The following is a 7,353-nucleotide window of genomic DNA, read 5'->3' as shown; positions in this document are numbered from 1 at the left end:
AACTATTACTATTAACATTGTTATTAGTGTCGTGTACCATTCGTGCACTTTTACTTAAATCTATAAAATATAAGTCGCATTATGAAACTTAAAGCATTATCAGTAGCCGTTACGGTTGCCTTAACCTCATTTACAGCATTTGCTGCCGACGAACCAGAAACCGTAGTCGTTATCGGTTCTGCCCTTGACCAATTGATTCAGACTGAAATCAACTCTGACACACTGGAAAAGAAGCAAGCATCAGACATCAAAGATGTTTTGAATACTATGCCTAGCGTTACGGTTGACGGGAACGCACGTTACTCACGCAAAGTATTTGTACGTGGTATGGAAGACAAATTTGCCGTAGTGACTATTGATGGCGCGCGACAAGAAGGTCAGCTTTTCCACCACTCTGGTGACCAAGCGATTGATCCTGCAATGCTAAAAAGAGCTGAAATTGAATTAGGTGGTAACTCTGCACTGTCAGGTTCTGGTGCTATCAATGGTTCATTTAGCTACGAAACGAAAGACCCAAGCGATCTTCTTAAGCCGGGTGAAAGCGTTGGTGCTCGAGTAAAAACAAGCTATCAAACAGCTTATGAGCGTTTTGCAACCAACGTTGCTGTGTATGCAAAAGTGAACGACAAGCTACAGTTCATGGGTATTGCGAACTATTCAGAAGATGGCGATCTGCACATTCCTGATCAAGAAGCGGTAACCTCTAAGCAGGGTGAGCTTAAGTCGGGTTTGGCTAAAGTTGTTTTCATTCCTAATGATGCCAATGAATTTAAACTGACTTTCAACCGATACAGTGATGGTGGTACGCGTCAGCTTTCTGGCGAAAAGGCGGGTGCTCTGTATGCTGACGATAAACACGACTATCATTCGCTTAATCGCGATACAGTGACGCTACAGCACGAATACGATGCGGGTAGTGATCTAGTTCATCTGAAAAGTAATGTTTACTACAACCGTCAATACATGGATCGTGATGCTCTTGAAGGTACCGCTTGGGGCAAAACACCGGCAGGTAAATGGTTCAAAGATGGCAAAATGTCTTACCCTAAGCGTGAATACAATGTAACAACCATTGGTGGTGACATTCGTAACGTTTCTTGGGTTGGTGAGCATGAGCTTACTTATGGTCTTGAGGGCTACAAAGCCAAGCAATGGATTGATGCTGGTGAAGGCGTATATCTAAGCGGTACTAAGCAAGGCCAAACTGAGAAGTACAGCATGGATGGTGGTACGGTGACGGCTTACGGTCTGTATCTGCAAGATATGTACGAATTCAGCGATTTCCGTCTGACAACAGGTCTTCGTTACGACGTTCATAAACTGGGTGGTGTGTATAAGGGCGAGTTTGACCAACTATCTCCAAAGTTCAAAGGTGAATACCAAACAACGGAAAACCTAAAACTTCGTGTAGGTTACGGTCGTCTGTTTAAAGGCGCGTCACTACCAGAAACGCTAACGATGAAAGCACCAAGCAAAGTTAAGCAGTCTGATACTAAGGCGATGACGGGTAATAACTACGAAGCGGGCTTTGATTACGAGCTAACACGTTTGCTTGCGGCTGATTACGCGATTCTAGGTTTCACGGCTTATACCTATGACCTTGATAACCAAATGCACCCAACTAAGAACAACGCAACATTATCTAATAAGTATGATGTTGAAGTTTGGGGTGTAGAGACAGTATTGAGCTATCAGTTAGATGCATTAAGTGTTTACGCTAACCACTCTTACTCTGATGGTGAGCAAAAGAGCCTGAAAAACGGCAAGACAAGTCACATGAATAAAACCGGTATTCATAACTTTAAGGCCGGTTTTAACTACAGCCTAAACAATGAATTTGTGTTTGGTTGGGATTCACGCTTTGTTCCGGGGAACGATTACGAGAACGAAAAAGGCAAAGAGATCAAACGCTCAGGCTTCGCAACGCACAACATTTGGGCGGCTTACACACCGACGTTTGCTAAAGACCTAGAGATGAACCTTGGTATCGATAACCTGCTTGATAAGAAGTACGCTGAGCATACTGGTTTTGGTATCTCTTGGGGTTCAGAAAAGTACACCAGCTATGAAGCGGGTCGTAACTTTAAAGCTTCTATCGCTTATAGCTTCTAATCTGCTCTTAGCTGAAAGTTATTCTAGAAATAGAGAGTTATCAGTATAAGTGCAATGTTTCGTCTTAAAATGAAACAACAAAAAAGCCTTAGTTCAGACTAAGGCTTTCTGCTTTCTAATGATTTATTTTCTATTTGTTGATTTATAAGCGGATTTATTTCTAACGGTTAGCTTTAATGACTGAATTTGTGACGTCAGATTAAGACACAGCTTCGTAGCGAATATCTTGCAGATTAAAACCTAAATCGATGTCTGTTTTGAGTGCAGAAACGAGCTTACATACGCGAGCCGACTCGATATGCTCATCGAATTTCTTACGATACTTTTTCGGTAAGTCTTCAGCTAGGAATGCTGTTTCGATATCAGGGTATGTCGTTAATATCTCTTTGGCTGCTTTTGGCCCTATACCTGGAATTCCGGGGACTTGGCTTGAGCTGACGCCCGTTAATCCCCAGTAATCTGCCAGTTGCTCTGGCTTTACGCCAAATTCCGCTTCGATAAAGGGCTTATCTAACCAACGGTGTTGGAAATAATCACGGATTTGTAGCGTTGGAGACAACAGTTGGCAGTAGCCCTTATCTGTCGAAATGATAGTGACAGTTTCTCCGTGGTCAGCGACTTTCTTTGCCGATGTTGCAACTAGATCATCCGCTTCAGCGCCGTCAGAGAGCAGTGAATCAATCCCTAATTCCCACCAAGCTTGTTGAATCGCATCGAGACCTTTCATCAATGGTTCTGGCATCGGCTTACGGTTTTGCTTATAAGCGGGAAGGACTTCCGCGCGCCAACCTCGATCTTGTAAATGATGATCAAATACCGCAATGATATGAGTGGGTTTTGATTCGTTTAGGATGCGATTAAGAGTACGAGCAGTCGTGGTGATGGTTCTTGCAATATCGGTTGGGTCCGGCTGAACAGAGTGCACGCGTCGGATGAGGTTCAAGGCATCGATAATAACAAGATGGATAGACATAAGTTTCCACTAAATAGGCAATAAATAAGGGGCTGCTAGCCCCTTATAGTAACGTATCACTTGGTGAGTTGAAACTTTGGTGACGTAAACGTCATGACTTGTTTAACTTTATACTTGTGGCTTGTTATCAGTTACTTGCCGTTATTCGCTGCTAGGCATAATTTTATAGCAAGGAACATAGTCAGTGCCGCCCGGCAGTTTCATTCGATGCTGTTCAACAAAGTCATTCAGCAGCTGGTCCATTTTTGTCATCAGCTCTTTGTCGCCATCAATCAGGAAGGGGCCATGTTTCTCTATCTCCAAAATACCTTCAGCTTTGACGTTACCTGCCACAATTCCAGAGAAGGCTTTACGTAGATTCGCCGCAAGGCTTTCTGTTTTCTGATCCATATGCAGATCAAGCGCCGCCATAGATTCATGTGTAGGGTCGAATGGCAGTTGGAACTCAGGTTCAATATGCAGTGACCAGTTGTAGCTGTAGGCATCGCCAGTCTCTTTACGGTGAGAGCGTACATCTGGCATTGCCTGTTTCATGATTTTCGCAGCGCGTGCTGGGTCATCAATCACGATCTCATAGTGTTTTTGCGCATCAGGCCCTAAGGTTTCGCCGATGAACTTGTCGATAGAACGGAAGTAAGCTTCACTCTCTTTTGAACCTGTTAAAACAATCGGCATTGGTTGGTCGACGTTATTTGGGTGCATCATGATCCCTAAGATATACAGCAGCTCCTCAGCCGTACCTGGACCACCGGGGAAAATAATGATGCCATGCGCCATACGAACGAATGCCTCAAGACGCTTCTCGATATCTGGCATGATCACCAGTTCGTTCACTATCGGGTTTGGTGGCTCAGCCGCAATGATTGATGGTTCAGTTAGCCCTAAGTAACGGTGGTCTGTATAGCGCTGTTTCGCGTGACCAATTGCAGCCCCTTTCATTGGCCCTTCCATTGCCCCCGGTCCACAACCGGTACAGATATTCAGCTCACGCAGGCCAAGTTCATTACCCACTTCGCGAGTGTACTGGTATTCAGTGGCATTAATTGAATGACCACCCCAACACACGATCAGGTTAGGTTCGATACCTGGCGTAAGTGCGCCTGCATTTCTCAAAATGCCAAATACAAGGTTGGTAATATGAGTGGCATTGGTCAGGTTGAGTCTTTGGTTATCTGCAAGGTGCATGTTGACGTAGACAATGTCGCGCAACACTGAGAATAAGTGTTCTTGGATACCCTTGATGATTTCACCATCGACAAAGGCATGCTCTGGTGGGTTGCTCAGTTCAAGCTTGATCCCGCGCTCACGACGGACGACCTCAACATCAAACGATTGATATTTATCGAGCAGCTCTTTGGAGTTGTCGGTGTGGCTACCCGAGTTGAGTACCGCTAACGTACAGTTACGATAAAGCTGGTACAGATCACTAGATGCGGTTTTCTTAAGACGCTCAACTTCAAGTTGAGAGAGTAAATCCATGCTACCGGCAGGGCTGATATGAGTGATCATAGTGCCTCCTTGTTGAAAAGAACTAGGGGAGGTTGAAAGTGGCCCTTTAGTTCGAGATGAGAAGCTAACGTTGAAAGTGTTTGGTTAAAGGCGAGAGAATTAACCAGACGAAACGATTACGACAGCGTTGCTCTTTTAAATACAGCATTGCTTGCCAAGAATGCTTGTTAAGCGAATGTTAATCATTAGCTTAGCAAACATTGAGGGATATGGTATGTGATAAGTATTTGAAAAAATGAAATAAATTAAATCTAGGGCTGTCTTAGTCCCAAACAAGTTGGTTGTTACCGCGCTGTTTGGCTTTGTTAAGTGTTTTATTGAGTCGTTCTAATACTTCTTCAGGTGTGTCTGACTCTTTAAACGGAGTACTTGCTGCGCACAAGGTAATTGTGATTTGTTGGTCACGGAATTTGAAAGGTAAGCGGCTGACTTGATTCTGGATGCTTTGAGTCACTTGATGGCAATATTCATCGCTTTGCTCGGGAAGTAGTAAGATGAACTCTTCACCAGAAAAGCGAGCGACAGTATCGGTAGTACCAATTTCTTTGGTGATCGCTCTTGCGATGATCTTGAGTGCTTTGTCACCAGCGGTATAGCCAAAGCTATCGTTAATTGCTTTGAAGTTATCGATATCTAGCAGCACGACTCTTAGTGAGTGTTGTGCACGAATCCAGCGACGATATTCTAACTCTAAACGATCGGTGAAGGCGGTACGGTTGTAGATCTTAGTCAGAGGGTCAAGCAGCATACGCTGAGCCTGATCTTCTAGACGCTTGCGGTAATCTTGGGTGACTTCATAGAGCGAATCTAATTGGTTTTTTCCGTAGCTCATTCTTTCTATTAGAGCTTGTTCTTTCTGTTCTGCGTGATTCAGTCTTTCTGAAAGAGAGGCAATTTCACTGAGCAGCGGGTTTATCGAAAGTTTTAAGTTATCAATATCCGTTGCTTTATCAACAGAGCTTTGGCTCTTAGTAACAAGTTCATTCAACTCCGAATTAAGACCTTGGCGATGTTCAAAATAGCTTTGGCTCTGGTCGGCGTTTTGATCGGCTGTTTTGATACTAGAAGCGAGCGAGGAATTGAGTTGTTCGATAAATTGTTCAGACTGCTTACGCTCTAGGCTCGTGCCATCAATCACCAGTTTGAGGATCTGAAGTGCTAGCTCAAGTAGGTTTTGTGTTGAAACACCAAGTAGTAGCTTCGCTCTAATATCGGTCAGTAGATCCCCCGATTCACCCTCGAAGTCGAGTTCAGTGATCAGGTGTTGTAACTCGTTTGATAGTTCGGAAAGGAGTTCTTGTTCAGTTGATTGATCTACGTCGGCAAAATGAGTGCGTGAGTTGTTTGCCATAATCTTAATGGCACGCTCATAAATGCTGAGAAGCTTCATCGCATGGTCGACTTTTTGACTGCCATGACACTCGGAGAAGCTAAGTAAGTTTCTTAGATCGCGCTTTAGCTGAGCCGGAAGGCCAGTTATACGCTGCAGCGTTTCCCCACTGTGCTTAATACTATCATCCAGATATCCGTTCTGTTTATCCATAGCCAACGTTTTTTGCTTGAGCATCCTTTCTAATACTGCCAACTTGGGGATCATTGAGCTAATGTCTTTTTGCTTTTCGAGCTCTTCCCTAAGGGCAATGAGATTTTCATCTAAATGAGTGTTGCTGCCAACACATGCATCACTTAAAGACGCAACGATACGCTTGAGAACTTTTTGTTCTCGAATAAATTTGAACGAGGTATCTCTTTGCGTCAAGCGGACTTGATCCAACTGATATTTCAGCTGGTGGAGTTGCGCCTGAATGTCTTTTTCAAGAATGCCCATAGATGTATTAATTAGCGCCGCGTAGATCGTACTCGATCGTATAGATGAAATTCCGTGACCTTGATAATAACAAAACTAAAAATAAGGTCACGACCTACGACGTTTAACCGCTCGCAAATCAGTCATCTTTTAGCATTTTTTTGATATTGTCCTCATTCTGGTGTGAGGATTGTATCTTTATTAACCCTTGATTAATCGCATGTTTACAAGCCTCTCTTATGTTACCCGTTGCAAGGCTTGCTGCGGGGGCATTGTCGATGGCTTTAAGGTAAACCCATTGGCTACTGCGTTCTTTGAGGCTGATTTCACGTGCCAGGTTGGTCGACATTAATAGTACATCGAGCAGCTCTTGGTCGTTAATCGCGGTATAAGCGCGTGGCAAGAACGGGTAGTCAGCGATGCCCATGCGGACGGTTCGATTAATGTTTCGCTCTGGTTCGAAGTGATTAATCCAAGATTGAATCTTTCTGAACATAGCCTCAGGCGATGTATCACGGTCAGCATTTGGTTCGATATAAAGCAAGTTTGCATCCGAGAAGTGGTAGACGCGCGCAGGACCTTCAAGCTTAGATTTAAGGAACTCGCCGAAAGCATCTTCGAGCTCTAAACCTGCTTTATAACCGTTCTGAGTGTACATATTGCGTAGGAACGGTAAATCTATCATCACAAAGCGTAAACGGTCGTTGAGTGGTTCATGAATCAACTCACCAAGTTGCCATTGTTCGAAGTTTTGGCTGGTTTGTTCTAGAGAATTTGATAGCTTCGCGTTCAGCATTCTTAGATTTGGAAGCTTTGAGCGTGAGTGTGTAAATAGGTCGGTACGCAGTGAATCCATTTCCGTGACTAAGGTTTGAATGATGTAGCCTCGGCGTAGCACAAAGAAGAACAAGACAATGCTGAACAAAAATAAGGCGAACGATATTTTCTGGAA

4 protein-coding genes and 1 pseudogene are annotated in these 7,353 nt (G+C 43.9%); 1 reads left to right on the top strand and 4 read right to left on the bottom strand.

Annotation, left to right across the window (positions count from 1 at the left end):
- Positions 1-81 precede the first annotated feature (81 nt).
- Positions 82-2,112, top strand: a complete 2,031-nt coding sequence (locus tag AB4653_RS12505; RefSeq protein WP_009847459.1) for a TonB-dependent receptor — start codon at positions 82-84, stop codon at positions 2,110-2,112.
- A 199-nt stretch (positions 2,113-2,311) separates the two neighbouring features.
- On the opposite strand, the gene xni is transcribed toward AB4653_RS12505, so the two are convergent.
- From xni to AB4653_RS12485, 4 genes and pseudogenes are all read right to left on the bottom strand, one after another.
- Positions 2,312-3,085, bottom strand: coding sequence for a flap endonuclease Xni (xni, locus tag AB4653_RS12500; protein ID WP_372104295.1), 774 nt, complete (start codon positions 3,083-3,085; stop codon positions 2,312-2,314).
- Between the two features lie 141 nt (positions 3,086-3,226).
- Entirely contained in the window at positions 3,227-4,594 is a 1,368-nt protein-coding gene (ppnN, locus tag AB4653_RS12495) for a nucleotide 5'-monophosphate nucleosidase PpnN (protein ID WP_009847457.1), read from the bottom strand.
- A gap of 262 nt (positions 4,595-4,856) precedes the next feature.
- Positions 4,857-6,422 carry a GGDEF domain-containing protein gene (locus AB4653_RS12490; RefSeq protein ID WP_009847456.1) on the bottom strand — a complete coding sequence of 522 codons (1,566 nt, stop codon included), beginning with the start codon at positions 6,420-6,422 and terminating at the stop codon, positions 4,857-4,859.
- A gap of 118 nt (positions 6,423-6,540) precedes the next feature.
- Positions 6,541-7,353, bottom strand: a pseudogene (locus AB4653_RS12485) (tetratricopeptide repeat protein); the annotation flags it as partial.

It is taken from the genome of Vibrio sp. 10N.222.48.A3, from assembly GCF_041475345.1.
Lineage (GTDB): Bacteria > Pseudomonadota > Gammaproteobacteria > Enterobacterales > Vibrionaceae > Vibrio > Vibrio tasmaniensis_A.
This window is presented reverse-complemented; position numbering and strand designations above follow the sequence as displayed.